Annotated in this window: 27 protein-coding genes; 16 read left to right on the plus strand and 11 right to left on the minus strand. The window is 64.5% G+C overall.

Translation table 11 applies throughout. From position 1 onward, the window contains the following. Positions 1-190: 190 nt before the first annotated feature. The 5 genes from AC3WN8_RS13435 to AC3WN8_RS13455 all read left to right on the plus strand — a co-directional run bounded on the left by AC3WN8_RS13435 (position 191) and on the right by AC3WN8_RS13455 (position 6,058). Entirely contained in the window at positions 191-2,659 is a 2,469-nt protein-coding gene (locus tag AC3WN8_RS13435; protein WP_492669944.1) for a TonB-dependent receptor, read from the plus strand. 114 nt (positions 2,660-2,773) lie between these two features. Next, the gene (locus tag AC3WN8_RS13440) at positions 2,774-3,808 is read left to right on the plus strand and encodes an amidohydrolase family protein (protein ID WP_492669945.1); all 1,035 of its coding nucleotides are present in this window, start codon (positions 2,774-2,776) and stop codon (positions 3,806-3,808) included. 49 nt (positions 3,809-3,857) lie between these two features. Next, positions 3,858-5,123: an amidohydrolase family protein gene (locus AC3WN8_RS13445; protein WP_492669946.1), complete on the plus strand. Its 1,266-nt coding sequence runs from the start codon at positions 3,858-3,860 to the stop codon at positions 5,121-5,123. Between the two features lie 322 nt (positions 5,124-5,445). Further along, positions 5,446-5,709: a translation initiation factor IF-1 gene (gene infA / locus AC3WN8_RS13450; RefSeq protein WP_492669947.1), complete on the plus strand. Its 264-nt coding sequence runs from the start codon at positions 5,446-5,448 to the stop codon at positions 5,707-5,709. A gap of 16 nt (positions 5,710-5,725) precedes the next feature. Further along, positions 5,726-6,058 carry a DUF6481 family protein gene (locus AC3WN8_RS13455; protein WP_492669948.1) on the plus strand — a complete coding sequence of 111 codons (333 nt, stop codon included), beginning with the start codon at positions 5,726-5,728 and terminating at the stop codon, positions 6,056-6,058. A gap of 9 nt (positions 6,059-6,067) precedes the next feature. Here AC3WN8_RS13455 and AC3WN8_RS13460 read toward each other — a convergent pair whose 3' ends face one another. From AC3WN8_RS13460 to AC3WN8_RS13480, 5 genes are all read right to left on the minus strand, one after another. Next, the gene (locus AC3WN8_RS13460; RefSeq protein WP_492669949.1) at positions 6,068-6,799 is read right to left on the minus strand and encodes a creatininase family protein; all 732 of its coding nucleotides are present in this window, start codon (positions 6,797-6,799) and stop codon (positions 6,068-6,070) included. A gap of 12 nt (positions 6,800-6,811) precedes the next feature. Next, complete coding sequence (locus AC3WN8_RS13465) at positions 6,812-7,684, minus strand: DMT family transporter (protein WP_492669950.1); 873 nt, start codon at positions 7,682-7,684, stop codon at positions 6,812-6,814. Positions 7,685-7,903: 219 nt separating this feature from the next. Continuing rightward, entirely contained in the window at positions 7,904-8,059 is a 156-nt protein-coding gene (locus tag AC3WN8_RS13470; protein WP_492669951.1) for a hypothetical protein, read from the minus strand. 27 nt (positions 8,060-8,086) lie between these two features. After that, the gene (locus AC3WN8_RS13475; protein ID WP_492669952.1) at positions 8,087-8,296 is read right to left on the minus strand and encodes a hypothetical protein; all 210 of its coding nucleotides are present in this window, start codon (positions 8,294-8,296) and stop codon (positions 8,087-8,089) included. Between the two features lie 200 nt (positions 8,297-8,496). Next, positions 8,497-9,138, minus strand: a complete 642-nt coding sequence (locus tag AC3WN8_RS13480; protein ID WP_492669953.1) for a dihydrofolate reductase family protein — start codon at positions 9,136-9,138, stop codon at positions 8,497-8,499. Positions 9,139-9,210: 72 nt separating this feature from the next. Between AC3WN8_RS13480 and AC3WN8_RS13485 the strand changes: the two genes are divergently transcribed. Beyond that, complete coding sequence (locus tag AC3WN8_RS13485; RefSeq protein ID WP_492669954.1) at positions 9,211-9,720, plus strand: winged helix-turn-helix transcriptional regulator; 510 nt, start codon at positions 9,211-9,213, stop codon at positions 9,718-9,720. A gap of 29 nt (positions 9,721-9,749) precedes the next feature. Here the strand turns inward: AC3WN8_RS13485 and AC3WN8_RS13490 are convergent, their stop codons facing one another. From AC3WN8_RS13490 to AC3WN8_RS13505, 4 genes are all read right to left on the minus strand, one after another. Beyond that, positions 9,750-10,685, minus strand: a complete 936-nt coding sequence (locus AC3WN8_RS13490; protein WP_492669955.1) for a DUF2268 domain-containing putative Zn-dependent protease — start codon at positions 10,683-10,685, stop codon at positions 9,750-9,752. A 69-nt stretch (positions 10,686-10,754) separates the two neighbouring features. Then, on the minus strand, positions 10,755-11,837 hold the full coding sequence (ada, locus tag AC3WN8_RS13495) for a bifunctional DNA-binding transcriptional regulator/O6-methylguanine-DNA methyltransferase Ada (protein ID WP_492669956.1): 1,083 nt from the start codon (positions 11,835-11,837) through the stop codon (positions 10,755-10,757). A 138-nt stretch (positions 11,838-11,975) separates the two neighbouring features. Further along, positions 11,976-12,425 carry an ester cyclase gene (locus tag AC3WN8_RS13500; RefSeq protein WP_492669957.1) on the minus strand — a complete coding sequence of 150 codons (450 nt, stop codon included), beginning with the start codon at positions 12,423-12,425 and terminating at the stop codon, positions 11,976-11,978. A 189-nt stretch (positions 12,426-12,614) separates the two neighbouring features. Beyond that, positions 12,615-13,199, minus strand: coding sequence for an FMN-dependent NADH-azoreductase (locus AC3WN8_RS13505; RefSeq protein ID WP_492669958.1), 585 nt, complete (start codon positions 13,197-13,199; stop codon positions 12,615-12,617). 91 nt (positions 13,200-13,290) lie between these two features. Between AC3WN8_RS13505 and AC3WN8_RS13510 the strand changes: the two genes are divergently transcribed. The 6 genes from AC3WN8_RS13510 to AC3WN8_RS13535 all read left to right on the plus strand — a co-directional run bounded on the left by AC3WN8_RS13510 (position 13,291) and on the right by AC3WN8_RS13535 (position 18,461). After that, positions 13,291-13,662 carry a winged helix-turn-helix transcriptional regulator gene (locus tag AC3WN8_RS13510; RefSeq protein ID WP_492669959.1) on the plus strand — a complete coding sequence of 124 codons (372 nt, stop codon included), beginning with the start codon at positions 13,291-13,293 and terminating at the stop codon, positions 13,660-13,662. 92 nt (positions 13,663-13,754) lie between these two features. Further along, positions 13,755-14,405, plus strand: coding sequence for an FABP family protein (locus AC3WN8_RS13515; RefSeq protein ID WP_492669960.1), 651 nt, complete (start codon positions 13,755-13,757; stop codon positions 14,403-14,405). Positions 14,406-14,478: 73 nt separating this feature from the next. Further along, positions 14,479-15,030, plus strand: coding sequence for a hypothetical protein (locus AC3WN8_RS13520; RefSeq protein WP_492669961.1), 552 nt, complete (start codon positions 14,479-14,481; stop codon positions 15,028-15,030). 167 nt (positions 15,031-15,197) lie between these two features. Continuing rightward, positions 15,198-17,621 carry a TonB-dependent receptor plug domain-containing protein gene (locus tag AC3WN8_RS13525; RefSeq protein WP_492669962.1) on the plus strand — a complete coding sequence of 808 codons (2,424 nt, stop codon included), beginning with the start codon at positions 15,198-15,200 and terminating at the stop codon, positions 17,619-17,621. Positions 17,622-17,702: 81 nt separating this feature from the next. Next, complete coding sequence (locus tag AC3WN8_RS13530) at positions 17,703-18,092, plus strand: nuclear transport factor 2 family protein (protein WP_492669963.1); 390 nt, start codon at positions 17,703-17,705, stop codon at positions 18,090-18,092. A gap of 120 nt (positions 18,093-18,212) precedes the next feature. Further along, positions 18,213-18,461 carry a hypothetical protein gene (locus AC3WN8_RS13535; RefSeq protein WP_492669964.1) on the plus strand — a complete coding sequence of 83 codons (249 nt, stop codon included), beginning with the start codon at positions 18,213-18,215 and terminating at the stop codon, positions 18,459-18,461. Between the two features lie 27 nt (positions 18,462-18,488). Here AC3WN8_RS13535 and AC3WN8_RS13540 read toward each other — a convergent pair whose 3' ends face one another. Further along, complete coding sequence (locus tag AC3WN8_RS13540) at positions 18,489-18,980, minus strand: helix-turn-helix transcriptional regulator (protein ID WP_492669965.1); 492 nt, start codon at positions 18,978-18,980, stop codon at positions 18,489-18,491. A gap of 200 nt (positions 18,981-19,180) precedes the next feature. Here AC3WN8_RS13540 and AC3WN8_RS13545 point away from each other — a divergent pair, with 200 nt between their 5' ends. Then, positions 19,181-19,939, plus strand: coding sequence for a COG4705 family protein (locus AC3WN8_RS13545; RefSeq protein WP_492670080.1), 759 nt, complete (start codon positions 19,181-19,183; stop codon positions 19,937-19,939). Further along, positions 19,926-20,696 carry a hypothetical protein gene (locus tag AC3WN8_RS13550; RefSeq protein ID WP_492669966.1) on the plus strand — a complete coding sequence of 257 codons (771 nt, stop codon included), beginning with the start codon at positions 19,926-19,928 and terminating at the stop codon, positions 20,694-20,696. Before AC3WN8_RS13545 ends, AC3WN8_RS13550 begins: the two co-directional genes overlap by 14 nt. An 89-nt stretch (positions 20,697-20,785) precedes the next feature. Here AC3WN8_RS13550 and AC3WN8_RS13555 read toward each other — a convergent pair whose 3' ends face one another. Then, entirely contained in the window at positions 20,786-21,361 is a 576-nt protein-coding gene (locus AC3WN8_RS13555; protein WP_492669967.1) for a TetR/AcrR family transcriptional regulator, read from the minus strand. 228 nt (positions 21,362-21,589) lie between these two features. Here AC3WN8_RS13555 and AC3WN8_RS13560 point away from each other — a divergent pair, with 228 nt between their 5' ends. Further along, entirely contained in the window at positions 21,590-22,483 is an 894-nt protein-coding gene (locus AC3WN8_RS13560; protein WP_492669968.1) for an ABC transporter ATP-binding protein, read from the plus strand. Between the two features lie 11 nt (positions 22,484-22,494). Then, on the plus strand, positions 22,495-26,109 hold the full coding sequence (locus tag AC3WN8_RS13565; RefSeq protein WP_492669969.1) for an ABC transporter permease/M1 family aminopeptidase: 3,615 nt from the start codon (positions 22,495-22,497) through the stop codon (positions 26,107-26,109). The last annotated feature ends 28 nt before the right edge of the window (positions 26,110-26,137 follow it).

Below are 26,137 nucleotides of genomic sequence, written 5' to 3' on the forward strand. Positions count from 1 at the left end.
CTCCCCATCCCTCTCCCCCTGAAGGGGGTGAGGGGGAAGGAAGGGCCATCGCCCGCTTGTCATCCACTCGCGGGTCCAGATCGCTTCCATATTATGTTTCAAATTTTTTTCATCCGTGGATAGCGGATTTGAATTTCACCGCGCGTCTAGGTCCGAACGCCCGCACCAAGCGGGCTCGGGGGGGACCGAAATGACACGGCTGAAGACCAGATCGACCTTTGCAATCACCTGCGCGATCGCGAGCCTCGTGCTTGCGCAACCGGCTGTTGCGCAGCAGCGTAATTTCAACGTGCCGGCGCAGGATGCCCGGCAGGCCATTCCCGAATTCGCCCGGCAGGCGGGCATCCAGATCTCGGCACCGACGGGCCGGATGCGTGGCGTGCGGACCCGGGCGATCAAGGGCAATATCGACGCGCGCGCGGCATTGCGCGCGATGATCGCAGGCACCGGACTGTCGATCGCGAGCGACGACGGATCGATGATCGTCCTGAAATATAAAAGCGCGCCGCAGCCCATCTCCGCGCCGGCCGCTGTGGAGGCTGGGCCTGAAACCGCCGCTGCGGATCCGTTCGAGGACAGCGAGATCATCGTCACTGCGAGCAAGCGCAGCGAGCGGCTGCTCGACGTTCCCTTTTCGATCACCGCGCTGCGCGCCGATACGCTGACGCGCAACGGCGAAGTCCGGCTGGAGGATTATGCGGCGCGTGTTCCCGGGCTGAACGTCTCCAACGACGCGGCCGGCGGTGCGCAGTCCTCGGTCAGCATTCGCGGCGTCACCACCGGCAGCGGCAATCCGACGGTGGCGGTCTATATCGACGATACGCCGGTTTCCGGCAGCACCTTTTTCGGCGGCGGCAGCTCGATCCCCGATCTCGACCCCAATGATCTTGATCGGATCGAAGTGCTGCGCGGGCCGCAGGGAACGCTGTATGGCGCCAGCAGCCTGGGCGGGCTGATCAAATTCGTGAACAAGGCGCCCAATTTCGACCGGGTTACCGGCCGTGTCGAAGTGGGGGCGACGCAGATCGACGGCGGCGATCTGGGCGTATCGGCCCGCGGACGCGTCAACCTGCCGCTCAGCGAGAAAGCCGCACTGACCGCCAGCGGCTTCTACCGTGAGGATCCGGGCTTTCTCGACGATCCCAGCCGCGGCACCACCGATCGGAACAGGACGCTCTATCATGGCGGCCGGGTGGCGCTGGCGCTCAAGCCCAGCGAGACCATCACCGTCAATCTCTCCGCGCTGCATCAGAAGATCCGCAATCGCGGCAATCCCGTTGTCGACCTCGATCCCGTGACCGGCCGGCCGATCGGCGATGGCCTACAAACCGGAACCGTGCCCGGCACCGATATCGCACGATCGACATTGTGGTTGTTCGATCTGGCGATCAAGGGCGATTTCGACGGTTTCGATGTGGTGTCGGACACCAGCTATAGCCGCCGCCGCTTTGCGAGCGTGGTCGATTATTCGCCTGTCCTGGGGCCGCTGATCACGCAGTTCTTCGGCGTGCCCAATGCCGGTGCCGGCCTGGTCAGCAACATCAGCGCGAACAAATTCACGCAGGAATTGCGCGCGACGTCGAACTCGACCGGGCTGTTCGGCTGGCAGGTCGGCGCTTTCTACACGCGGGAATCGGCCGCCATCTACCAGACGACGACCAGCGTCGATGCGACGACGGGCGCCGAGCTTCCCGGCATCCCGCTGCTGCTGGCCGCCAGTGCGCCGGCGAAATATGAGGAGATTGCGGGCTTCGCCAATCTGACGCTCAATTTGAGCGATCGTTTCGACGTCCAGGCCGGCCTGCGCTACAGCCATAACAGCCAGCACTCGGTTTCGGCCACCGACGGACTGTTGATCGGATCGAGTTCGATACCGGCTGCATCTTCGGAAAATCAGCTGACTTTCTCGATCAATCCGCGGTTCCGGATCAGCAATACGCTGATGGCCTATGCCCGGGTGGCGTCCGGCTTTCGGCCCGGCGGCCCCAATGTCGGGCTGACCGGCAATCTGGCGACCTATGGCGCCGACAAGGTGATCAATTACGAGATCGGCACCAAGACCGATCTGTTCGATCGCGCGCTCAGCCTGGAGCTGGCGGCGTTCCTCATCGACTGGAAGGATGTCCAGATCCGCGGGACCGATGCGGTGACCGGGCTCAATTTCTACACCAATGGCGGCAGCGCCCGCAGCAAGGGCGTGGAAGGATCGTTCGTCTATCGCCCCGTGCGGGGTCTGACCCTGAACGGCAACATCGCCTATACCGACGCCTATACGCGCGCCGCGACCCCGCCGCCCACCTTCGCCGATGCTGGCGATCCGCTGCCCAATACGCCGAAATGGGCGGGGCTGGTCGGCGCCGAATACAGCTTTCCGCTCGCCGAAGCCTGGAACGGTTATGTCGGCGCCAATTTTCGCCATGTCGGCCGGCGCTTCAGCACATTCGCCGCCAACGCGACCGAACAGCGCTTCGTCCTGCCGGCCTATGAAACCGTCGATCTGCGCGCGGGGCTGACGCATGACGGCTATTCGATGGATATCTTCGTCCGCAATGTCGGGGACAAGCGCGCCTATCTTACCGGATCGACGGTCGGGCCGATCCAGCGGGCCGCGATCATCCAGCCGCGCACCTTTGGCGTGGCTCTGTCGAAGACATTCTGAATCTGATCCAAATCGGTTCGTAGTGATAGGAATAAATAACCGAAATAGCTCCACATCTCTCATCCGGCGTACGGGCGGGAGATGTGGAGCCGATCGGACGGAGGGGTTCCAACGATGAAGAGAGTTGTACGATTCCGCCTGGCCTGCCTGCTGGCCGCGACGACCTGGTCGCTGGCGGCCAATGCGCAGGATCAGGCGCCGGCCCCTGTTCCTCAGGCGATCGGCGATTATCACATGCATATCCAGGGGCCGGCGATCACCGCCGATCTCAAACGGATGAAGGCCGCCAAGCCCGAAATCTTCGCCGGCATGTCCGACGATCTGATGAAGGAGCGCAGCGGCGCCGACGCGCTGGCGGTGCTCGACAAGGCCGGGGTGCGCCAGGGGACCTTGCTGTCGGTCGCCTATATGTTCGCATCGCCGCTGATGCAGCCGGCGCCCACCGACATGCCGGCGCTGACGCGCCAGGAGAATGCCTATAATGTCGCGGCCGGGCTGGCGTCTCACGGCCGGCTCCAGGCGTTCATCTCGGTCAATCCGCTCGCCTCCAACGCGATGGACGAACTGGAATATTGGCGCGACCGGCCGGGGGTGAGCGGGCTGAAGCTGCATCTGGCCAATAGCGGTTTCAATCCGCGTTCGCCCGCCGATATCGAAAAGCTTGCCGGGGTCTTCGCCTTTGCCGGGCGCAATGCGCTGCCGATCGCGATCCATGTGCGCAACGCCAAGGATTATACGGCGGACGATGCGCACGCCTTTATCGACAAGGTGCTGCCGGGCATGGGCGACGTGCCCGTCCAGATCGCGCATGGCGGCAGCTGGGGCGAGCTCGACCAGGCCACGGTCGACGTGCTTTCGCTCTACGGCGATGCGATCGGGAAGAAGGCCAGGGGCACGAAGAATCTGAGGATCGAGCTGGCGCTGGTCGTCGTGAACGACAAGACCGATCCGGCGCTGGCGGCGTCGTTCGTCAAGGTGATGCGCCGGATCGGCATGGACCGCTTCATCCTGGGTTCCGACTGGCCCGCCATCTACACGCCCGATGCCTATTATGCGCTGCTGCGTACGCAGCTACCGCTCGAACCGGCGGAGTGGGCGGTCATTTTCGGCAACGAAGCGCCCTATTTCAAGCATCCCAGAAAGCACTGACCGCGGCCCGTTCAGGGCGACGAAACCTCATGTTCAAGGATATCCACGCATGAAACATCTGTTGCTTGCGGCGGCCGCATTGTGCCTGCCCGCCGCCGCCTATGCGGATACGACCGTCATCCATGCCGGACGCTTGATCCAGGAAGCGGGAAAGCCGGTGCTGACCGAGCAGAGCGTGATCATCGAGGACGGCGTGATCACGGCGGTAAAGCCGGGCTATGAAGCGGCGGGCAAGGTGGTCGACCTGTCCTGCTGCACGGTGATGCCAGGGCTGATCGACATGCACACCCATGTCACCTTGCTGATCAATATGGCGGATCCGCAAGGATCGTTGCTGCGTGCGAATACGCGGCGGCGTTCGGCGCTGGCGCTGGAGGCGCTGCCGACGGTGCGCGCAATGTTGACCAACGGCTTCACCACCGTCCGCAATCTCGGCGATCCGGCGGGCGTGACCTATGATATCCGCGACGCGATCGCGCGCGGTGCGGTGGAGGGGCCGCGCATCGTCGCGGTGCAGCCGCAATTCAATGTTTCGGGCGGCGATTATGATCCGGTCAATTTCGCGCTGCGCGACGGGCTGGACGATGTGATCGCCGATACCGGCGGGCTGTGCGACGGCGCGGACGATTGCCGTCGCGTGATCCGCAGGGAAGTCCGCGCCGGCGCGGATGTGATCAAGCTGCGTTTCGCAGCACCTCCCTTCATGGACCCCAAGGTCGCGTCCTATGAATATCCCGACGAGATCAAGGCGATCGTCGAGACCGCGCATCACCTCAATCGCAAGGTGGCGGCGCATGTCAGCTCGCCCGAAACCGTGCGCATGGCGGTGGAGGCGGGGGTCGATACGATCGAGCATGGGCCGGTGACCGCGGAGAATGTCGCGCTGATGAAACGGCACGGCACGCGTTTCACCCCGACATTGCTCGCCGCCTATGTCGCGGGTGCGGTGGTGAAGGAGATGCTCAAGCGCGATCTTTATGCCGAGCATGTCGCCGGCCTGAAACAGGCCTATGCGGCGGGCGTCCCGATCCTGTTCGGCAGCGATCTCGGCGTTTTCGGGCCCGAGCGCGTCCATGAGGAATTCGACCATATGGTGCGCTCGGGCATGACTCCGGCCGATGCGCTGCGTTCCGCGACGATCAATGCCGCGGACGCGCTCGGCATGGCCGACACGCTCGGGACGATCGCGCCGAAGAAGCAGGCCGATATCATCGCGGTCGCCGGCGATCCGCTGTCCGACATCGCGACCATGGGCAAGGTGCTGTTCGTGATGCGCGCGGGGAAGGTGTATAAGGACGAGGCACCGAAGCGCTGAGGTGGACGCGCAGTGGGCGGATAAAAATTCCTGGCCAGAGTACGTCATCCCAGCTTTCGCTGGGATGACGGTTTGGGTTGTACATCTCTCTATTGGCGGCTTTCGCGTCTTCGCATGAAACTCTCCCCGCGGTTCGGCGAGCGGCCTGCGCCCGCTATCGGAGGACGCCGTTGTTGCTTTCCGGCCCCGATCGCCTAAATGGGGGCAGCTATCGTCGCCTGCGACGGAAATGACGCTCCCTGGGCGGACCCTTCCTGTTCACGCTTCCTGGCTCCGTGCGCTGCCGCGCGCGGACAATGCATCCATTGTGAAGGGAAGAGCCGTGGCAAAAGAGGAACTGCACACGTTCGACGGGCAGATCGACGAGATCCTTCCCGACGGCCGCTTTCGCGTGCTGCTCGAGAATGATCATAGTATAATCGCCTATACGGCCGGCCGCATGCGGAGAAATCGCATCCGTTCGGTCGTTGGGGATCGCGTACAGGTCGAGATGACGCCCTATGACATCACCAAGGGACGGATCATCTATCGCGAACGCACGCCCGGATCGGGCTTTGGCGGTCCGCGTGGCGCGCGACGGCGCTGAATGAGAAAGGAGAAACATGGCATCGTATAAAGACCCGGGTTTTAACGAACGTACCGCACTCGCCCGGCAGGCGAAGCAGAAGGCGCTCGACATGCTGCGCGCCAAGCCCGTTCCGACCGAGGCGGAACTCGCCGAACGTGCCGCCGCACAGCTGAAGCGCGAGGCGGCGGAAGCCGAGAAGCGCGAAGCCAAGCGTCTGCGCGACGAAGCGCAGAAGGCCGAGCGCGCCGCGCGTGCGGCCGCCGCAGCACAGGCCGAAGCCGATGCCGCCGCTGCTGCGCTGAGGACCGAAGCCGAGAAGAAGGCGGAGCGCGACGCGCGTTACGCCGCGCGCAAGAACCGCAAATAATCGCGCGGGCTACCAGCCCGTGTGCAAATCCTCGGCCAGGCCGCGTATTGCGGCAGCGACCAGTTCACCACCCGCTTCAGGCGTCGCCTGAAGCGGGTCTGAGCCCATGCGGCCGTCGGGATGACGCCGCCTGAAATCGGCGGCTTCGCGGACCGGCCCACTCGGCGCGACCGCCGGATCGCACACCGCCTGCTTGATCTGGTCGGGATAGCGCCATTGGGTGATCGCGATTTCCGATGGCGTCGCATGGCTGCCATGCGCGGTCGGGAATTGCCGCCCGGCGAGCGCCGTCACCCCGGGAAGATCCCACCAGTTGCGCAGGCGCAACGTATAACCGAGATCGCGGCGGGCGAAGCTCGCCTCCGCATAGATTTCCGAGAATGCCGCTTCGATCGATGCGACATTGCCGCCATGTCCGTTGAGGAAATAGAGGCGGGTGAAGCCGTGCGCGGCGAGCGAGCGCGCCCAATCCCCGATCGCGGCCATGAATGTGGAGGGGCGCAGCGAGATCGTTCCGGCAAAGCCCAGATGGTGTTGCGCCATGCCGATGTTGAAGGTCGGCGCGACGAGGATGTCGGCCTCGCGCTGCGCTTCGTGCGCGATGATCTCCGGGCATAGCCAGTCGGTGCCGAGCAGCCCGGTCGGGCCATGTTGCTCGTTCGAACCGATCGGGATCACGACGGTCTGCGAGCGTTCGAGGAATGTCGCGATCTCGGGCCAGGTCGACATGTGAAGCAGCATGATGGGTCCTTTTCAGGCTTTGGAATCGGTCGCGCGGGGACGCCCGGCATGCGCCGCGAGTGCCGCGCCGGTCACGACCAGCGCACAAGCGGCGGCGAGCTGCGCGCTCGGCGCGGCATGGTCGGTGAGCACGAGCAGGCACGTGGACAGGACGGGCGTGGAGAAAGCGAGGATGCCGAGCAGACCGACCCGGCCATGTTTCGTGCCGAGATCCCAAGCCAGGAAGGCGAGGCCGAACGGCCCGATGCCGATCGCCAACACGAGCAATGCCTGTCCGTTGCCGGGCCAGGTCATCGGCGTGCCGCCGATCGCGAGCACCGCAAAACCGATCAGCGCGACCAGCCCGAATATGCCGACCAGCGCCTCGCTCGGGATCGCGGCGAAGCGCGCATTGCGGATGCTGTAGCAGGTCCAGACGATCGCCGCGGCGAGCGCGGCGACATGGCCCCAGCTGGGCCTGGCGAAGCCGCCGGGCTGGTGGAGCAGCAGCGCCACGCCGGCAAAGCCGATGAGTGCGCCGGGCAGGGTGCGCAGGATCCGCGACCGATCGGCGAACACCGCGATGAGCAGCGGCCAGAGATAGTTGACGAGATTGGCCTCCGCCGCGGGGGCCGAGCGCAGCGCCTGGAAATAGAGGAGGTGATAGCCCGCCAGCGACAGGCCGGCCTCGATCACGAAGGCGCGCGGCAGCCGGCGGATGTCGAGCGACGCCGCACGCCCCGTCGCGATCAGCCAGGCCGCGCCGGCGACGAACGCGACGGCGAAGCCCGCGGTCATGAGCTGGAGCGAGCCATAGGCGGTCACCCCGATGCTGAGCGTGGCGAGCCCCGCCCAGAGCAGGATGGCGACGGCCCCGATCGCAGTGGCTGGTCCGGTGGAAATCATGCCGCGTCGAAACCCGCCAACCGCCCCCGCCGTCAAGCGGAATCGGTGGATCGTGCGAATGTGTGTGGGGTGAAGTGATCCATCGGGCTGACATCTGTCCTATGTCATTCCCGCGAACGCGGGAATCCAGTGGCATAGAGCTCGATGATCGGCATCGTCTGGATTCCCGCGTTCGCGGGAATGACAGGGAGGAGGTTTCTCGCTTGAGGCGGACCGCCGTTAGCGCTCGTTGGTGAAGCGCTTTACCTTGTTGGGCAGATCCTTGCCCTTGCTGCGCCGCGACGGCAGCTGCACCGGATGTTTCTTTTTCCATTCGGCCCAGGTCATCGGGCCGTCCGGCGTTTCGATGATACGGTCGTCCAGCGACTCGCTCACATCAACCTCCGCTGCGGCTGGCGCCGCTTATTTGCTGGCGATCTGGTCCGCCTCGACGCGATATTGCTCGCGAACGAACGCGCGCGCGGCGGTCTGGGTCTTGAAGCTGTCTTCCAGCATCTCGCTCGACACGAGCGGATAGCCCTGGGAATTATAGCGGGTCGTCCGCACGGTGACGCGAAACACGCCCGCTTCATCCTTGGCAACGAGATAGGGGCGGACGGCGGTTCTCGACATGGAAGGCTCCTGGGACTGGATGATTTGCGACGACGTCATCGCAGTCGCAAACGGGAGCCAGCGCTGCCCTCATGCGATCGGCGCACCCTCGGGCGCGCCTGTACGACCTCTGTGGGCGCTTCGGCCGCTTTGCGCAAGTGCATGGCGGGTCAAGCCCCGTGCATTCGCTGCATGTGTACCGGTCGCGGCGGGCGCCTCGCCTATTTTTCGATCACGACATGCGTCGCATAATCGCTTCTGACGGTTTCGGTCACGCGGTAGCCGAGCGCAGGCAGGTCCAGCCCTGCGAACAAGGCCTCGCCGCGGCCGAGCAGCACCGGCGCGATTGCGAGATGCATCTCGTCGACCGCGCCGGCCCGGAGATATTGGCGCACGGTATCGGCGCCGCCGCCGATCTTGACGTCGAGATCGCCTGCGGCTTCGCGCGCACGCTCCAGCGCCGCATCGATGCCCTCGGTGACGAAATGGAAAGTCGTTCCGCCCGCCATCTCGATCGATGTGCGGGGATGATGGGTCAGAATGAAGGTGGGCGCGTGATAGGGCGGATTGTCGCCCCACCAGCCTTTCCACCCGTCGTCCGGCCAATCGCCGCGGCTTGGGCCGAACATGTTGCGGCCCAGGATGAAGGCGCCGAATCCGTCCATCGAACGATGGGCGAACTGCTCGTCGACGCCGTCGCTGCCGCCGCCCTCGCCGAACATGGTGCGGAACGTGCGCGTGCCGAAGGCCCATTGATGAAGCTCGGTGCCGCGCTTGCCCAGCGGATCCTCCAGGCATTGATCCGGGCCCGCGCCGAATCCGTCGAGCGAGATCGAAAAGCCGGCGACGCGAACCTTGCCCATGACACTCTCCAGTCTGATTGTATATTGCAACTGGTTGCGCGTAACGAAACTGATTGTATGTTGCAAGTGGTAATGACCATCATCCGCTCCGGCTGCCCCATCAACCTCACCATCGAGCTGCTCGGCGATCGCTGGACGCTCGTCATCATCCGCGACATCATGTTCGGCAATCGCCGCCATTTCCGCGAAATGCTCACGCGATCCGATGAGGGGATCGCGTCGAACATCCTGGCCGACCGGCTGAAACGGCTGGTCGATAACGGCCTGCTCACCCGCGGTGCCGATCCGACGCATCGCCAGAAGGCGATTTACAGCCTGACCGAAAAGGCGATCGACTTGGTGCCGATGCTGGTGGCGATGGGCGCGTGGGGGCGCCGCCATCTGCCGGTCACGCCGCCGCTCGCGATCCGGCAGCAATTGCTCGAGGAAGGCGGCCCGGCTTTATGGGCGGCGTTCATGGCCGAGCTGCGTCATTACCATCTCGGCACGCCGCTGCCCGAGGGGCATGAGAATGTGCTCGACCGGCTCACCGCCGAATTCCAGCGAGTCATGGCGGAGCAGGCGGAAATCGAGACGGATTGATCTCGCACGAAGACGCGCGTGCGGAGCGCCTATTTCAGCACCATTCCCGGCGTCCATCCGCTTTTGGCAAGGAAGGTTTTGGCGTCGCTCATTTCGATGATGTCGCGCAGCGCGGCGCGCTTGTCCGCGGCGCGCTGATAATAGGCCTTGGCGATCCGATAGCCGACCCAATAGCCGAGATCGCCTGGCCGCTCGGACGTGCCACGGCCATTATACAGCCAGTCGGATCCCAGCGCCTTCCTGTCCTTGTCCGCGAGAAAGGCGGTTTCCAGTGCCTTTTCCCGCCCCTTGGTCGCGGTGATGAGGTGGCGATAGCTGACCGAGCCCGAAATCAGTTCGCCGACGAATTCGGCGGCGCCTTCGATCAGCGCGGCGGTCAGCACCGTCGCGTCGGGATCCTCCACCTGCGCGGCGGGTTGCTGCACATGCGCATATTCGTGCGCGATGACGTAGACGAAGCGATCCTCCGGATCGGGCTCCATGAAATCGAAGGCGCACAGGGTCTCGAGCCCGATCATCACGCCCGAGGCATTGGCCGTCCCGCCGGTCTTGCCGCGGCCGACAGCGAGCGTCACCGGGGGATAGATGCCCTTTGGATAAAGCGCGGCAAGCTTCGCCAGGGCAGGGGCGAGCCGGGCGGTCACCCTGGGCAGCACTGCGGTACAGCGCCTCGCATCGGCGAACATCGCCGGGCGCTCGGCGATGGCGGCGGCCATGCGTTCGCCGGTGAAATTCCGCAGCCGCGCGAATTCGGCCAGCCCGGTGCTGCCCTTGTCGAGATAGTCGTGCTGGAGCTGTTCCGCCGTCGGCTTGCCGCCCGCCGCATCATAGATGGCGTAGAAGCGGGTCACATCGTCGATGCGGATCTCGGGGCCGCTGGAGGCCTGCGGCGCGGCGCCGGTCAGGAGCGGCGCGGTGGCCAGAATCAGAAGCAGCGCGGCGCGTTTCGCGATGGTCTTTGTCATCGCGGCGGACACTGTCCGGCACACCCGATCGGGTCAAGCCGCCATGTCCGCCCGAGGCTTCCAGATCGGTCAGGCGGCTGCCTCCATCTCCAGCAGATGGCGCTTGCGTTCGACCCCCCAGGCATAGCCGGAGAGCGAGCCATCGCTGCGCACCACACGATGGCAGGGGATCGCGACCGCGACATGATTGGCCGCGCAGGCCCCCGCCACCGCCCGGACAGCCCTGGGCCGGCCGATCCGGCTGGCGATCTCGGCATAGGTCGCGGTCTTGCCGACCGGGATATCGCGCAGCGCCTGCCACACCCGTTGCTGGAACGCGGTGCCGCGCACGTCCAGCGGGAGGTCGAGGCCCAGGGCAGGCGCTTCGACAAAGCCGACGGCGCGCGCCACCAATTGCTCATAATCCCTGTCGCCGCCGATCAGGCGCGCATTGGGAAAGCGATCCTGGAGATTGCGTGCCAGAGCGTCGGGATCGTCGCCGATCAGGATCGACACGACGCCCCTTGCGCTCGATGCGACGAGGATCGCGCCCAGTGAGGATTGTCCGATCGCGAAACGAATATCTTCGTGCATGCCACCCTCCCGGTATCTGGTCGGCGTCATGCCGAGCATCTGGGTCGATTGTTCGTAGAACCGGCCGCTGGAGCTGAAGCCGGCATCGTAGATGGCCTCGGTCACGGAGCGGCCCCTGGCCAGGCCTTCGCGGATCCGGGACGCCCGGCGGGCAGCGGCATAGGCCTTGGGCGTAAGACCGGTCGCGGCCTTGAACAGCCGATGGAAATAACTTGTGCTCAGACCGGCGATGCCCGCGAGTTCGCCAAGCGATGGCTGTTCTTCGCTTTGCTCGATCAGCCGACAGGCCTTTTCGACCAGCTTCGTGTTCTCGATGTCCTGCGGGATTCCGTCGGGGTTGCAGCGCTTGCACGCTCTGAAGCCCGTCGCCCTGGCTTCGGCCAGGCTGTTGTACAGGCTGACGTTGATCGGATTGGCGTGCCGGGACGGGCAGGATGGACGGCAATAGATGCCGGTGGTCGAGACCGAGTACCAGAATATGCCATCTGCCGAGCGATCGCGCGCGAGCACGCGTGCCCAGCGCGGGTCCATCTCTATTGCGGTCATATCGCTTTCGCGATCTTCGGATCGTGTCGCCATCACCGGCTCTCCCATTTTCATGATCGTCATTATGGCGGTCGCGTTCGAGCGCGCGCTCCGCCCCTTGCTTTCAAACTCATGTTCGAACCGACGCCTGATGCGATGACCGCCGCCGGATGGCCGACGGCGGTCACGCGATCACGCTGCGCGGATGAGGCCGAGCTGCGTCAGGGCGGCCACGCCGTCATCGAGCCCGATCTCCGACACGATCCTGCCGTTCTCGAGCTTCAGCACCGTCGTGCCGGTGAAGCGCATCGTCCGGCCGGTATTCGCCGGAAGGCCGCCGATCAGGAAATCGTCGAATGCGGGACCGCTATGGGTGCCGCCGCCTTCCCATTGGCCGACGACATAGTCGCCTTCGGCGATCAGGTCGGTCACGCCCCAGAAATTGAGGTCGGGAAACGCTTCGCGGAAATCGGTCATGAACGCCTTGATGTCGGCATGGCCGCGACGGGGTTCGTGAAGCGAATATTGGAGAAGCATATCGGGCGCCGCCAAGTCGTCGACAATGGAAAGATCGCAGGTCTCGCCCCAGAAGTGCGTGAACCAGCGACCGACAATGGCTTTGTTGTCGCTTTCTTTGGACATGTTCCGTCTACCTTTGAATTGACTTTACTGAGATCGGCGCTGTCCCTGGAGGCAGTCGCCGGATTTCGGTTTATGGCGGGCAGACGGTCGCCAAACTCCGATTCTTGTTTCGGTATCCAATAGATGCTGGCGTGATCGTTCCGGGAGGTGTTGCCGGCATCCCGCCATGACGGGATGCCGGTTGCCCGTTCAGGCGGCCGCGGCGAGCGTGGCCGGCGCGATGCCGTCGATCCGCACGCGTGCGGCGGCCAGAGCCTCATCCCGCTGCTCCGGGCCATAGGCAACGCCTTCCGCGACGATGATCTCCGGGTCGGCGATGCCGATAAAGCCCAGCATCGCCCGCAAATGGCTTTCGGCATGTTCGTTCGACGCACCGGGGCTGCTCTCCCCGTAAAAGCCGCCGCGCGAGGCGGCGACGATGACCCGCTTGCGTCCGGCCAGCCCCTCGACGCCGTCGGGACCATAGCTGAAGGTCTGTCCGGCGATCAGGATATGATCGAACCAGCTTTTGAGCTGGGACGGGATACCGAAATTGTACATCGGTGCACCGATCACGACGATGTCGGCGGACAGAAACGTGTCGAGCACGCCCTTGCCGTCGTCGGATGCGAAGCGGTCGAGCGTCAGATGCGGCAGGGGATCGGCGGCCAGGTCGTGCCGGACGACCTCGATCGTGGGATCCAGGTTCGTCAGATGCGCGACGATCGCGGCGGAGATGACGCGGCTGGCCGAACCATCGGCCTGAATGGAGGAATCGAGATGCAGGAGTTTCATAAGGGGGCTGTCCAAACTGGTTCAGTGACCCCAATTAGCTATGAAGCCCGCGGGAACGGGCCAAGAACGCATATTTTTGAGGCCTAGTCACATGCAGATGACCACCCCGGAGCGCGGCCATCAGAATTGCGGAGCGATCGCCGGACATCTGGCGCGGTTCGGCGATCGCTGGACGCTTCCGGTGGTGGTGACGCTGCGCGAGGGACCGTTGCGGTTCAACCAGTTGCGTCGCGCCGTCGCCGGAATCTCGCAGCAGATGCTGACCCGCACGCTGCGCGCGCTGGAACGGGACGGCATGGTCAGCCGCACCGTTCATCCCACCGTACCGCCGCAGGTGGAATATGCGCTGACCGAACTCGGTATCTCGCTCGCCGAACAGGGCGTGCAACTCGGCGGCTGGGTTCAGACGCACATAGACGAGATCGAACGGTATCGCGGTGCATTCGATGCAGGGGACGGCTGATTGCGGCAGGGGCAGGCGCCGCTTTCGGCAGCCGGATCAAGCCGCTATGGAATGTTTGCGATCATCAGCGGATCGATATGGGGAGGCCAGACGTGGATATTCCGGACGACATCTTCACCGAGCCCGAGGACGTCGACGCCGAGACGCTGGCCAATCTGGGCCCTTTGCGTCGACTGGCGGGCATATGGGAAGGGCATCGCGGCGTCGATCTCAACCCCAAGGCCGAGGGGCCGGAGCAGCGGGACTATTATGAACGCATCGAGATGCAGCCCATCGATCCCCAGGCCAATGGACCGCAACTCTTCTACGGGCTGCGCTATCACGTCCATATCAACACCCGGGAAGAGGCGATCGCGTTCCACGACCAGGTCGGCTACTGGCTTTGGGAGCCGGCGACGGGGCTCATCCTGCAAACCCTGGCGATCCCGCGCGGACAGATCGCGATCGCGGCCGGCCATGCCGGGCCCGACGCCACCAGGCTGGTGCTGAAGGCCGAGCGCGGACAGACCGAATATGGCATCTGCTCGACGACATTCCTCGAGCTTGCCTTCCGGACCGATTCCTACAGCATCCAGGTCGATTTCCATGACGATGGCTCGTGGAGCTATATTTCCGACACGAGCCTGATGGTGCGCGGCCGCGATGAGCCTTTCCTGCATCGCGACAGGAACACGCTGGTGAAGATCGCCGAGCCCGACCTCAATCCATGGGCACGGATCATCCGCGACGGAAAAAAGGCCTGACCGGGAACAGCGGCATGTCGCGCGATCCGACGGGCTTGCTGTGCCCATATGCGAATAAGGACCCATTGATCCCATGAGATTTCGCGCTGGCTTGCCCGCCATTCTGCTTGGCCTGCTGACCGTCCCTGCGCACGCCAATGACGATGTCGCGGACGAGTTCGATCCGTCGAGCCTGACGCTTCCCGACATCATCGCGTGCAAGCTGAAGGATGTGCCGAGCTGGAACGGCTTCGCGATCTGGTTCAACGACAATGAGGAGGCCAGGCGGCATTACGGGATGACCGCGGTCAAGGGCGGCAATCCGTTCCTTTCCGAATATCGCCTCGCCACGCCGATCACGGTGTTCGGCCGGACCACCGACCGGGTCGCCTTCAGCAATTCGGGCCTGATGGCGGTCCTGTCCGATACGACACCGCAGGCGCTGGCAAAGGAACTGGAGGTTGCGCCGGTGATCGACACATCCGGCAAATATATGGGGCAGCGGATGATCGTCGAAGCGCCCTTCGATGGCGGATCACCGATCTTTCAGGGAACGACCCGGATTTCGCTCAATATCTCGACGGTCACTTCGCACCCCGGTAAGGTGCTGGCCGGGTGCAGCTATGTGATCGACATCAAGGATTGAGCGGGGCAGGGGCCGCACAAGGCCGACCCCCCAGCCTCTGATGAGGCGCTTTCAGACGTCCGGATCTCGCAAGGACAGGATTGACGACCGGGTGCGCACGACCTAGGGGCTCATTTAGATATGGTATAACATCACATGTGTCGTGGATCGGGTCGGGGGGAAGTTTCTTGCAGAAACTGGTTTTCAATACGCTGTCCGCGCTCTCGCTCATCGGCGTCTGCGCATCGCCCGCCGCGGCGCAGCAGACGACGACGGCGGATGGGGCGGAGGGCGATCGGGTGCGCGACGACGAGCCCGTATCGGCCGACATCGTCGTCACCGGCTCGCTGATCCGCGGCCTGCCCCGGGAATATGTCGCCAGCCCGGTCTATACCCATGACCAGGCGGATATCGTGCAATCGGGATCGGGCGCGCTGTCCGAATACATGCTCACCATCCCGCAGAATTTCACCGGCGATCTCAGCGAATTCGCGACGACCGGCGCGGGCATCGGCAGCCCGCTGGGTGACGCGACGACCTATAACCAGTTTGACGGCTTTTCGGGTTTCGCGCTGCGCGGCCTCGCTTCGGACGCGACGCTGACCCTGCTCAACGGCCGGCGCATGCCCTCGGTCGGCCTGACCGAGGCGCCGACGGTGTCGGTGATCCCGTCGATGCTGATCGAGCGGATCGACATCATTCCCGACGGTGCCTCCGCCACCTATGGCGCCGATGCCGTCGCCGGCGTCGTCAATATCGTCACCCGCCGACCGACCGAGGGTATCGAAGTGCAGGTGCGCGGCGCCGCCGCGACGCGGACGGGCAAGGCGGATCTCCAGGCCAGCCTGCTCGCCGGCCATTCATGGGGCAGCGGCAGTGTCTATGGCATGGCGATGTACCAGAAACGCTCGCCCTTTATCGGCGACCCTGTCGACGTTGCGGGCGAAGCGCTCCAAATCACCCAGCTTCCCGACGAAAGGCTGACCGGCCTCTATGGCGGCGTGCGGCAGGAAGCGGGCGATTTCACCTTTTCGGTCGATGCCTCGCGCTTTCAGCGCGACCGCAGCTCGCGCCAGATCTTCCTCGACGAGGCGGCCTATAACCGGGTGTTCAAGACGCGCACCACCGGTGTCTCGATCTATAGCGGCGTCCACTGGCAGGGGCAGGGTACGACCGCGCTCGACCTGACGGTGGATTATCACCGCACCCATAGCGACAGCAGCTCCAGCCGGATGGGACGTCCGCCCAGCACGCGCGAGTCCACCAACACATTGTTCGTCGCGGAGCTGCGCGGCCAGACCGCCCTGATGTCGCTGCCGGCCGGGCCGGTGCTGGCGGCGGGCGGTTTCCAGTATCGCGAGGAAGCGCTGCGCACCGACGCGACGATCTTCTTCAACCGCAAGGGCGGTACACGCAAGGTCAAGTCGATCTTCGGCGAAGTGAATGTGCCGATCGTCGGGCCGGAACAGGCGGTGCCGCTGATGCGCTCGCTCACCCTATCCGCGGCCGCGCGCTACGAGGATCTCGGTTTCGACACCGCGCTCTCGCCCAAGCTGGGGCTGCGCTGGCAGATCGATCGCTCGATCGCGCTGCGCGGCACCTTTGCCCGATCGTTCCTCGTTCCGCGTTTCCGCAGCACGATCGGCATCGCCGAACAGGTTTCGTTCGGCCTGTACGATTATAAATTCCTCGACCCCAAGGATCAGGATCCCGCGCTGCCGCCGGGCCAGGCGCTGGTGATGTTCCGCGCGGGCGCCAATCCCGATCTCAAGACGCAGAATGCCGACACTGTCACGCTCGGCATGGATCTGACCCCCGCATTCGTCCCCGGCCTGACGATCAAGGCCGGCTATTACCGGATCAGGATTTCGGGCCGTGTCGGCACGCCCTCGCCCGATGACAGCCTGTCGGTTCAGGACCTGCAGGTCTTCAACATCGCCCGCCCCGGCATGGATGCGGTGCGTGAAGTGCTCTACAATCCCGACGTCTTCCGCCGCTTCGCCGAAGTGCCGTCGATCAATGGCGGCGAACTCACCTTCTTCGATTCCGCCAGCCAGGTGCCCGCCGATCTTCTCTCGCGCGTCCAGCTGATCGCGGACATCAGGGCGCAGAATTTCGCGGTGGAATCCACCGACGGCCTCGATCTCGATCTTGCCTGGCGCACGCCCCTGTTCGGGGGCAGCGCGATGATGAAACTGAGCGGTCAATATATATTGAACCTCTCGCTCAAGGCCGGCGGCTCGACCGCGATCTCGCGGCTCGACGGCTATGCCAAGCCCGCCGACCTGCGGCTGAACGGCACCATCGCCTGGGGTCGTGGCGGCGTCTCGATCGGGTCGGTGATCAACTATATCGACGGCTTCACCGACGACCGACCCGGCCAGCCGGTCCACAAGGTCGGATCCTTCACCACCGCCTCGCTGTTCCTCGGCCTCGATCTCGGCCGCCTGTCGTCGGCGCCCTGGCTGGCGGACAGCGAGGCGCAGATCGTCGTCGCCAACCTGTTCGACCGGCAGCCACCGCGCATCGTCGATGGCGTGCTGGGTTTCGACCCCTATAATAACCCGCCCAATCCCCGCACGATCGGGCTGGTGCTGGCACGGCGGTTCTAAAGCGCTTCCCGAAAAACCGGTTCCCACTTTTTCGGGAAGCGCTTTAGGCTGGTTTTCAAGCTCCATTGCCGAAAGCCCCCGATGTCCTCCGCTTCCGATCTCGCCATTCGCCTACGCCGTGCCGCGTTCAACCGCGCGCTGGCGGAGGGGGACCTTGCTGCCATTGGTCCGATCCTCGCGTCCGACGCGATCCTCGTCACCGGCACCGACAGCGCGGTCCTGTCCGGTCGCAAGGCGCAATTGCTGGCGTGGAAGCGCGAGTTCGCCGCGTCGGCACGCACGCTCTACACCCGCACTCCGGAGACCATCCTCGCCTCGCCCGTCGAACCCATCGCGCTCGAACATGGTCATTGGCAGGGCGTTGCCGCCACCACCGGTCACCCCCTCGCATCCGGCGCCTATAGCGCAAAATGGCGCGATACCGGTGCGGACTGGGTGCTGGAGGCTGAAATCTACCTCACTCTCGCCTGAGCGCCCCGGCCATCCAACTCGCCCCGGCGCGTTCCCGCCAAAGTCGGCTTTCCCGTCCCCTGATCGCGTGATACCGGCCTTATTTTCGCGGAGTGGACGGTGCAAATCTGGATACTGGCCATGATCGGCGCGTTCTTCCTGGCCGGTGCGCGCGGCTATTCGGGGAGTTCGATCCTCAGGGCGACCGCAACCTGCATCCTGCCGGCCTGCATCCTCTTCTATATCGGCCTCAAGAACGAGATAGACGCGAGCATCAATGCGCAGGCGCTGACCGTCTGGCCGGTGATGGCGATCATCTATCTGCTCATCATCATCGTGCTGGCGCTGGTGGGGGCGCTGATCGGGCGCCTGCTCGGGAAGCGGCCCTGAAATCAGGGCGATACATTCGCTATCCGATCAGGCCCGCCGCTGCCGACCCTCGGCATCGATATCGAGCAGATCCTCGATAAACAGTGAAACCAGCATCGCCTGGCTGGTCACCCCGGCTTTCGCGTAGATCTGGCTCAATTGCGACCGCACCGTCCCGGCGGCGGCGCCGCGCAGCCGGGCGATCTCGGCAACGTCGCAGCCCTTCAGCGCGAACAGCGCGACTTCGGCCTCGCCCGGCGAGAGTCCCCATTCGGCGAAGCGCAACGCGATATGGTCGGCCAGCGCACCGCGGGCATTGGCGAGCGAGCGTTCCTTCCAGCGCAGTTCCTCGGTGATCCGGCGGATATGGCGCGATCCCATCACCACCCCGCCAAGCAGCGCGAACGCGACCAGGCATTCCATGACGATTTCAAGGCTGAGCCCATGGCTCGCCTCCACCAGCACGTCATCGATACCGTCGACCACGAAATAGATGGCCGCCACGAACTGGAGCGCGACGATGGCAAGGGGCGCCGCCACCCGGCGATCGGATAGTGCGGCCGGGAGAAGGGCAGCCGGGAAAAGGGCGGTGCTGTTGACGGACCGGGGCATGGACTTCCGCTTATCGGAGTGGATTTGAGCGCCTGCTTATAGGCGCGACGGCGCGCCGCACCTAACCCCCCCGTACCGGAGAAACGACGCCCCCAGGCAATCGCAGGAGCAATGGTGTGTCCGATACGATGAAAGCGAGCTTGACCAAGGTGCCGGCGGTGACGCTCGGTTTCTGGATCATCAAGATATTGGCGACCACCTTCGGCGAAACCGCCGGCGATACCGTCAGCATGTCGATGGATCTCGGCTATCTGGTCGGTACCGCCATATTCGCGACGATATTGGTCATCCTCGTCGGCATGCAGATCGCGGCCAGGCGGTTCCACCCGATGCTCTATTGGGCGACGATCATCGCATCGACCACCGCCGGCACGACGATGGCCGACTTCGCAACGCGCTCGCTCGGCATCGGCTATCCGGGCGGATCGGTGCTCCTGCTGGCGGCGGTGCTGCTGTCGCTGGCGATCTGGCACCGGGCGCTGGGCAGCATCTCGGTCAGTTCGGTGCATGAGCCCAGGGCCGAGATCTATTACTGGCTGACGATCACTTTCTCGCAGACGCTGGGCACGGCGCTGGGCGACTGGATCGCCGACGGCCCGCTCGGCTATCTCGGCTCGGCGGTCGTGTTCGGCGCGCTGCTCGCGTTCATCGCACTCGCCTATTACCGGACGTCGATCAATCGCGTCGCGCTGTTCTGGGCCGCGTTCATCCTGACGCGTCCGCTCGGCGCGGTGGTGGGCGATTTCCTCGACAAGCCGGTTTCGCACGGCGGGCTGGAACTGAGCCGCGCGGGCGCATCACTCGTGCTCGGGCTGGTCATCGTCACCCTGGCCCTGGTAATCCCGCAGCGCGCCGCCGAAACCGCGTTCCAGCATGACGGCGCGTAACGCGATGCGTGGTTTCGCCCGCAAGGCGATGCTGGCCCGGCTCCTCGCCTTGTCGGTGCTCGCGACCCCCGTCGCTTCATGGGCGGGCCCGCCTTTCCTGACCGACGATCCCGAGCCGACCGAAACCGGCCATTGGGAAATCTACGGACCGCTCGTCGAACGGGAAGGGCGGGGAGCGGACTTCGAAGGGGCCACGGGCGTCGAGATCAATTTCGGCGCCGCGCCCGACCTGCAACTGACCGTCGGCCTGCCCATCGGTTTCGCGCACGATGCCAGGGGATGGCGCCGGGGCGCGGGCGATCTCGAGGTTTCGGCGAAATATCGCTTCTACCATGACGAGAATGCCGGTTTCTCCGTCGCCTTCTTCCCCGGTGCGACGCTGCCCACCGCCAGCAACGGCATGGGCGCCGGCAAGGTGACCGGGCTGCTGCCGGTCTGGTTCCAGAAGGATATGGGGCCCTGGTCCATCTTCGGCGGCGGCGGATATGCGATCAATCCGGGCGCCGGCAATCGCGACTATTGGACGGGTGGCGGCGCGGTGACGCGCCAGATGAGCCCGCGCCTGCTGATCGGCGTGGAGGCCGACCGGCAGGGGGCCGACACGATCGGCGGGCGGGCATCGACCAGCCTGGGGATCGGCGCGATCTATCAGATGCGCGCGCCGTTCCGCCTGCTCGCTTCGGGTGGGCCGACCTTCAGCGATGGCGGCGGCGCTGCCGGTTACCACGCCTTTCTGGCACTGGGGCTGGATTTCTAGGTTCGAGCCGGCGAGGTCGGAACGTCTAGCCGAAACCAGCCTCTAAGACATCAGCGAGTCGGGGCGGGCGCACTCTCCCCGCGATCCGCTCAGCGCGTCTCCGCCGTGCCATGGTCGCTATGGCCCAGCGCGTCCATGGCCGTCGCGACGATATGATCGCGCAGTTCGCGTCGCAGATCGAGGTTCGTCGCCATCCGTGATGCGAAGCCGCTGCCCGACGTGGCCGCGAACACGCGCACCAACCGCTCCATATCGGGCGCATTCACATCGATGCCGAGCGCCGCGAACAGCTTCAGTCCGATGCGGGTGAGGCGCGGCTCGTCACCGGTTCCGTCGATCGACCAGCGCTGGCCCAGCGCCGCGATGCCTGGCCAGTCGAACCAGAAATCGATCGAACTTTCGACAAAGGCGCGGTCGCGCGCGACACCCGCGGGAACGCGTTCGATCGCGGCGAAGGTTTCGTCGGCCAGCGCCTCATGGGTGTTCAGCACGGCGTCGTAGAGTGCCTGCTTGCTCGCATAATGGTGCAGCAGCCCCGCCTTCGAATAGCCGAGCGCGTCGGCGATCTGCTGGATCGAGGTACGTTCGAAACCGTGACGGGCGAACAGCCCCGCTGCGCGATCGATGATCTCGGCGTCAATCTCGGATTTGGTCGGTCTGGGCATCAGCGCGATCTAGCCTCATTCCGGTTCGAGGTGAACCGGAATGAGTCCGGATCGGGCCGGTTGCCGGATCGGAAAGGCCGGCGCGACGCCGGCGGGTTCGGGCATCATTTCACAAATCTCTTGCTACAGACCATATCGGTTGGTAACCAACCATATCGGTCGGCATCTGGACAGGCAAGCCCAAACAGGGCGCCGTCGGACCATCTACAGGGATTTTGGGAGGCGAAAGTGCTGGAATTAAAGGGTGTTGAGCATGTCTATCCGAACGGGACGCGCGCGCTGGACGGGGTGAGCATCTCGATCGGCAAGGGCATGTTCGGGCTGCTGGGCCCAAATGGCGCGGGCAAGTCGTCGCTGATGCGCACGATCGCGACACTGCAGACGCCGACGGCGGGCGAGATCCGCTTCGGCGATATCGACGTGCTCGGCCAGCCCGACCGGCTGCGCGCCACGCTTGGCTATCTGCCGCAGGATTTCGGCGTCTATCCGCGGGTGTCGGCCTATGACATGCTCGACCATATGGCCTCGCTGAAGGGCGTGGTCTCCGCCGCCGATCGCCGTGCGACGGTAGAGACGCTGCTCGTCCAGACCAATTTGTGGAATGTGCGCACCAAGGCGATTGCGGGCTTTTCGGGCGGCATGCGCCAGCGCTTCGGCATTGCCCAGGCGCTGATCGGCAATCCCGAACTCATCATCGTCGACGAACCCACCGCCGGTCTCGATCCCGAGGAGCGCAACCGCTTCTACAATCTGCTCGTCGAGATCGGCGAAAGCGTCGTCGTCATCCTCTCCACCCACATCGTCGAGGATGTCGCGGACCTGTGCCCGAGCATGGCGGTGCTGGCGGCGGGCCGTATCCAGCTCCAGGGATCGCCGGGCGAACTCATCGCGCGCAGCCGCGGCAGCATCTGGGCCAGGACGATCGAGCGTAGCGCGCTGGAAGAGGTCCAGTCCCGATATGAAGTGATCTCGACCCGCCTGTTCGCCGGTCGCACCATCGTCCACGTCCTCGCCGAGCAGGACCCCGGCAACGGCTTCGCGCCGGTCGAGGGCGGGCTCGAGGACGTCTATCTCTCCACGCTGACGCGCACACGCCGCGCCGCCGCTGCCCAAGCCGCATAAGGACCGCTGCCATGTTCGGTATCATCGCGCGCTTCGAAGCGCGCTACCAGTTGCGCAACCCCGTCTTCTGGGTCGCTACCATCCTCTTCTTCCTCCTCACTTTCGGCGCGACGACCGTGGAGTCGATCCGCCTCGGCAGCGGCGGCAACATCCATAGCAATGCGCCGACGGCGATCGCGCAGATCCAGCTGATCATGTCGCTGTTCTTCATGTTCGTGACGACCGCGTTCGTCGGCAATGTGGTGGTGCGCGACGACGAGACCGGTTTCGGCGGGATCATCCGATCGACCAAGATCGGCAAGCTGCCCTATATGTTCGGCCGGTTCAGCGGCGCTTTCCTGGGCGCGGCGGTCGCATTCCTGGCGGTGCCGCTCGCGATCTGGATCGGCACCTTCATGCCATGGGTCGATCCCGAACATCTCGGGCCCAACCGGCTGCAGGATTATCTGTTCGGCTATTTCGTGCTCGCGCTGCCCAATCTGCTGATCACTTCGGCGATCTTCTTCGCGGTGGCGTGCTGGACGCGCTCGGTCACCTACAGCTACCTGACGGTGATCCTGTTCATGTTCGCCTATTTCGCGCTGACCGCGATGCTCAAGAAATGGCCGGACCTGTCGCTGGCCGCCTATTTCGAACCGTTCGGGAGCGTCGCCTATGGCCTGAGTATCCGTTATCTGACGCCGATCCAGGCGAACACGCAGCCACCGGAATTGACCGGGCTGCTGCTCAGCCACCGCCTGTTATGGCTGGCGATCTCCGCTCTGATCGTCATCGTCGCGGTCTGGCGCTTCCGCTTCGCCGATCGCGGTGTTTCGAAGGGCGGAGCACGGCGCCAGGCGGCGCGCGAACAAAAGCTGGCCGCGGTCACGCCCGTCATCGCCAAGCGGCTGCCGGACAATATACCCGTACGTGCCGCCTGGCATCAGCTGTGCACGCGCACGCTGTTCGAGATGAAACTGATCTTCAAGAGCCCGGCCTTTTGGGTGCTGGCGCTTGTCGGATCGATCAACCTGTTCTCGACGCTGTACCTTGCCGGGCGTTTCTACGACATTCCGATCTGGCCGCGCACCTTCGCGATCGTCGACGTCGTCCGCGGCAATTCGACGCTGATCACGCTGCTGATGGCGATCTATTTCGCGGGCGAAGTGGTCTGGCGCGAGCGGGAACGCCGCATCAACGAGATCGTCGATGCGACGCCGCTGCCCAATTGGGTCTTCCTGCTGTCCAAGCTTGCCGGGGTCACCGGTGCGTTGCTGGCACTCTGCATCGTGGTGGCGCTGGTCGAATCGATCCTGTTCCAGTTCGCGCGCGGCCTGGTCGATATCGAATTCGGCCAGTGGCTGGCCTGGTTCGTCGCACCCGGTGCGCTGTACGTGCTCCAGATCTCCGTGCTGGCGATCGTGGTCCAGGCGATCAGCCCGAACAAGTTCGTCGGCTGGGCGATCATGCTGCTCTATCTGGTCGCGGGCATGGTGTTCGCGGGCATGGGGCTCGATCATCCGCTGCTCAACTATGGCGAGGTCGGCCAGCCGCTGTCCGATATGAATGGCGCCAATTATGGCGGGGCTACCGCCTGGTGGCTTCGCTTCTACTGGACGGCCTTTGCGGTGGTGCTGGTCGTGATCGGCCATCTGATGTGGCGGCGCGGCACCGCGGTGACGCTGGGCGGCCAATGGCGGACCCTGCCGGCGCGGTTGCGCGGCACGCCGCTGGCGTTCTTGTCGACCGCTTCGCTCGTCACCATCGGCATGGGCGGTTTCCTTTATTACAACATGAACATCCTCAACCGCTTCTGGAGCGAAGGCGACAAGGACGAAGCGCGCGCCGCGCAATATGAGAAGGACTATTCCCGTTATCTCGGATTGCCGGAGCCGAAGCTGACCGACGTCAATCTCGACGTCGATCTGCAGCCCTCACGCGGCCTGGTGACCTTCGACGGCAGCTACCGTTTCGTGAATGCGACGGCGGCGCCGATCGATACGCTGCATGTTCGCATGAGCGTCCCGACGGTGCGCCTGGACGCGATCTCGGTGCCCGGTGCGAAGCTGGTGCGCGACGACAAGGACAATCTCCACCGCATCTATCGGTTCGACCGGCCGCTGCGGCCGGGCGAGAGCGGCACGCTGACCTTCCGCACCGTGATCGAGAAGCGCGGGCTGGCTGCCTTGCCGAGCAACCGGCGCATGTACGAGCTGGATGCGCAGCCGGCACCGAACGGCACCTATCTGACCAACCTGATCTTCGCACCGGCGCTGGGCATGTCGCGCGGGAGTTTCCTGCAGGGCAGCAACCTGCGCCGGAAACACGGCCTTCCGCCCGAACAGTCGATCCCGAAGCTCGAAGACGGCACGGCGCTGGGCAAGAACTTCGTCGGGGTGGAGCGGGTCAATACCGATGTCACCGTCACCACCGACGCGGATCAGACATTGGTGGTGACCGGCGCACGCGTGTCCGAAAGCGTCGCCAACGGCCGGCGGACCGCGCGGTTCGTGTCGCCCATTCCCACGCTCAACTTCATCACCATCCAGTCGGCGCGCTACGCGCTCAAATCGATCGACGCGGACGGGGTGAAGGCAAGCGTCTATTATTTCCCCAAGCACCCGATGAACATCGATCGGATGCTGAGCGTGATGAAGGATGCGCTGGGTTATTACCGCAAGAATTACGGACCCTATCAATATTCCTATGCCCGGATCATCGAGCGGCCCGATTATGGCGGCGGCGCGAATTCCGCCCCTGGCACCGTCGGCTATTCGGAAAAGGCCGGCTTCACGATGGATTTCCGCGATCCGAAGCGGCTCGACTTCCTGGCCTATGTCACCGCGCATGAACTGGCGCATCAATACTGGTTCCACCAGGTGATGTCGGCGGACATGGAGGGGGCCGAGGTGCTGACCGAGACGCTGTCGCAATATTCGGCGCTGATGATCATGAAGCATCGCTATGGTGCGGACCAGATCCGGCAGTTCCTGAAATACGAAATCGACTTCTATCTGCAGGGGCGCCGATCGGAAGCGGCGGAGGAACGGCCGCTCGCCCGCGCGTACAAGCAAGGTTACATCCACTATAACAAGGGTTCGATCGTGATGTACCTGCTCCAGGATCGCCTGGGCGAGGACCGCGTGAACACCGTGCTGCGCGGGCTGATCGACCGCTATCGTTTCAAGCCCGCACCCTATGCGCGGTCGAGCGATCTGGTGGACGGCCTGTTGACGCTGGCCCGCACCCCGGCGGAGCGCGAACTGATCCTCGATCAATTCTATCGCATCACGCTTTACGATCTGAAGGCGAAGGACGCGACGGTTCGCCGCCTGCCCAACGGCCAGTTCGAAACCGTGCTGACCGTGAATGCCGGAAAGGCCTATGCCGATGGCAAGGGCAATGAACGGCAGGCGAAGTTCGACGAACAGGTCGATGTCGGCGTGTTCACGGCGCATCCTGGCGATCTCGGCTTCGGTCGCGAGAATGTCGTGTCCATGCAGCGGTTGCGGGTTCGTTCGGGCGAGCAGCAGGTGCGGATCGTCACGAAGCGCAAGCCGGTCTATGCGGCGGTCGATCCCTATCTCAGCTTCATCGACCGCGACACGAACGACAATATCGTCGCCGTGACGGACGCGGGACGGTGAGGATCGCCGGTGACGGCGCGCCGCGGAT

The organism is Sphingobium sp. FW305-3-2-15-F-TSA7, from assembly GCF_058787155.1.